Origin of the sequence: Haloparvum sedimenti (assembly GCF_001462205.1) — an archaeon.
Taxonomy (GTDB): domain Archaea; phylum Halobacteriota; class Halobacteria; order Halobacteriales; family Haloferacaceae; genus Haloparvum; species Haloparvum sedimenti.
In genome coordinates this window covers 13,119-15,631 of the sequence record NZ_LKIR01000130.1, presented here as the reverse complement: position 1 = coordinate 15,631, position 2,513 = coordinate 13,119, and the positions used below count along the sequence as shown (strand labels likewise).

Annotated in this window: 3 protein-coding genes; all 3 read right to left on the bottom strand. The window is 70.7% G+C overall.

The window, feature by feature from the left end:
- Positions 1 to 251: 251 nt before the first annotated feature.
- On the bottom strand, positions 252 to 872 hold the full coding sequence (locus AN233_RS11260) for a thymidine kinase (protein ID WP_058366880.1): 621 nt from the start codon (positions 870 to 872) through the stop codon (positions 252 to 254).
- A 67-nt stretch (positions 873 to 939) separates the two neighbouring features.
- Positions 940 to 1,980, bottom strand: coding sequence for an amidohydrolase family protein (locus AN233_RS11255; RefSeq protein ID WP_058366879.1), 1,041 nt, complete (start codon positions 1,978 to 1,980; stop codon positions 940 to 942).
- Positions 1,981 to 2,058: 78 nt separating this feature from the next.
- Positions 2,059 to 2,513 (bottom strand): TrmH family RNA methyltransferase (locus tag AN233_RS11250; RefSeq protein WP_281176557.1); only part of this gene is annotated, 455 nt, incomplete at its 5' end.

Genomic DNA, 2,513 nt, shown 5'->3' with positions numbered 1-2,513 from the left:
GGCGCGGCCGCGAAACCGCACCGCATGCGGCCGCGCCGCCGCCTCCCTCGCGCGGTCGCGGCGCCACAGGGGCGCCGCGGCGCGCGCCGACAGCACGGCACCGCAACCGCACCGCTCCGCGACCGCACAGCACCGCACAGCACCGCACCGCAACCGCACCGCTCCGCGACCGCACAGCACCGCACCGCCGCGAGTTTCAGAAAAGCGATGTGTCTGAATCGGGCTGCATCACTCAGTATCGCTATCGGTCGTCAGTCGTCACCGGCCGGGCGTCCATCGGGGCGCTCGCCGGTCAGGAGGGTGTGGCAGTTCCGGCAGCGTGCCTCGTAGGACTCCTCGGCGCCGACGAGGATGGTCGGGTCGTCGACGTGGGCCGGCTCGCCCTCGATGAGCCGCTGGTTGCGCGTGGCCGGCTCGCCACACTGCGTACAGATCGCCTGGAGCTTGTCCACGTACTCCGCGACCGCCATCAGCTGCGGGAGAGGCTCGAACGGCTCGCCGCGGAACGTCTGGTCCGTGCCGGAAACGATGACGCGGGCGCCGCGGTCGGCCAACTCCGAGCAGACGTCGACCAGCGCGTTCGAGAAGAAGTTCGCCTCGTCGACCGCGACCACGGCCTCGCCGTCGTAGCGGTCGAGGATCTCCCGAGGCCCCTCGCCCTCGTTGTCCACCACGGCCGCCGCCCACTGCCGGCCGTTGTGCGAGCCGATGGTCGTCTCGCCGTAGCGGTCGTCGATCGCGGGCGTGAACGCCGCCACCGACTGGTCTGCGATCTCCGAGCGACGGAGCCGGCGGATGAGCTCCTCCGTCTTGCCGGAGAACATCGACCCGGAGATGACCTCGATCCAGCCGGACCGAGTGATCGCGTGCATGGACTACCCGCGACCGGGGAGCGGCAAAACGGTTACTGTCCCGCGGTCGACTTCGCGCTCCGCGGCGTTACAGCACGACCTGCTTCACGTCGCCCTCGCCCGCGCGGCGGACGACCGCCCGCACGGGGTCGCGCGCGCCGGCGAGGTTGTCGGAGTCGCCGTCGAGCACCAGCAGCTTGCCGTCGGCCCCCTCCTCGATGACGCCCCTGTTCAGCCCCGCTATCTCGGCGCCGTTGACCGTCGCCATTCGGAGCACCTCGGCCGCGGAGACGTCCGCGAGCTTGGCCGTGAACTCCATCTCGCGGAACATCGACGGCGAGTTGAGCATCACGTTGTCCGTCCCGAGCGCGACGGTCGTGTGCTCGGCCAGTTCCCGGATCGGCGGCATGCCGACGTTCGTGACGAGGTTCGAGCGCGGGCAGACGACCACGGGCGTCGCGCGGTCGGCGATCCGGTCCAGGTGCTCCTCGCCGGCGTGGACCATGTGGACGAGGAAGTCGGGTTTGAGGTCCATCGCCGGGTTGATGTCGAGGTCGTCGCGCTCGCCGGCGTGAATGCCGAACAGCTTGTCGGCCTCGCGGGTCGCGGTTCGTTCGCTCTCGAAGTGGGCGTCGCGCGCGCCGGAGGCGCCGAAGCCGTCGGCCACCTCGAGGACGGCCTCCTCCTCGCGACCGAGAATCACCGCGTCGACATCGCGCTCGCCGACCGCCTCCGCGCCGTCTCGCCCCGCGAGCGCGTCCCGGAGCGCCTCGACGCCCGCGACGCCGCCCTCGCGGAACTCCAGGAACGTGCCGGTGCCGGTCGCCTCCATGTAGCGCAGCGACCGCGCCATCGCCTCGACCTTCTCGGCGCGGTCGGTCGCGCGCAGGATGCGGTGTTTGAGCCCGTCCGGCGGCGCGACGAGCTCGTCCAGCGAGAGTCCGCCGCCGGCCTCCTTCGCCACGGAGTCGCCGATGTGTGTGTGAGCGTTGACGAACGCCGGACAGATCAGGTCGTCGCTGTCGGTCTCCCGTTCCTCGATCGCGGCGATCTCGCCGTCCCTGACGACCACGCGCCCCTCCACCGGCTCGAACTCGCGGCCGCGGAGGACCGTCCCTTCGACGAACATACCGGTCGGTCGACCCCGCGGGGCTTGAAGCCGACGCTCCGGAGCGACCGGACGTGAAACGGAGCGCTGCCGACGACGCTACTCCTCGACGACTTCGTCGCCGGAGGGCCCGCTGGGGTAGACCGGCTCGTCGTACGTCGCGGCGAGCTCGGTGAGGTGGTCGAGCTTCTTGTTCGCCTTGCGGAACGCGCCCAGCAGCGTGTGGACCTCACGGTCGGTCGGATGCGCGCGCCCGAGCAGGCGGCGCATCAGCACCGCGGCCTTGTCGCGCTGGTGCTCTTTCTGTCCCGCGCGGTCGAGAAATTCCGCGAAGTAGTCGTGGAACCGCTCCACGTCCGCGGCGTCGGCGCGCTCGTGCTCCACGTCCGGGAGCTGGTACTCCTCGACGTTCAGCTCGCGGAGCTCGTAGAACACGATGTTGGCCGCCTGTGCGAGGTTGAGCACGGGGTACTCCGTGTCGGCAGGGATCGAGCAGACTTCGTCGAGCTGTCGGAGCTCCTCGTTGTTCAGCCCGCGGCTCTCGCGGCCGAACA

Bases quoted from the DNA above. Each gene is read 5' to 3' on its own strand.
- AN233_RS11255 (WP_058366879.1), bottom strand. From the start codon at position 1,980: ATGTTCGTCGAAGGGACGGTCCTCCGCGGCCGCGAGTTCGAGCCGGTG.
- AN233_RS11260 (WP_058366880.1), bottom strand. From the start codon at position 872: ATGCACGCGATCACTCGGTCCGGCTGGATCGAGGTCATCTCCGGGTCG.